The organism is Salicola sp. AFF1 (genome assembly GCF_056783195.1).
This window is the reverse complement of record NZ_JBXAYL010000251.1, coordinates 1-233: the sequence shown is the minus strand read 5'-3', so window position 1 is coordinate 233 and position 233 is coordinate 1. Positions and strand designations below refer to the sequence as shown.

The window sequence follows — 233 nt, the reverse complement described above, 5'->3', positions numbered from 1 at the left end:
CGACCGCCAGCGAGATCCGCGCGCCGTGGATGATGCGGCTCCAGACATCGCGACCGAACGAATCGGTGCCGAACCAGTGCAGCGCCGATGGCGCGGCCAGCCGGTGCGCGGAATCGACGCTGAGCGGATCGTAACGGCAGATCAGGTCGGCTGATATCGCGGTCAGCACGAACAGCAGCATGATGATCAGGCCGATGGTGCCGAGCACATGGCGCTGCGCGAGGAACGCCAGC

The 233-nt window shown here is 66.5% G+C and carries 1 pseudogene; it reads right to left on the bottom strand.

What is annotated here, in order from left to right:
* Nucleotides 1-233, bottom strand: a pseudogene (locus AC1RQI_RS17550) (D,D-dipeptide ABC transporter permease); the annotation flags it as partial.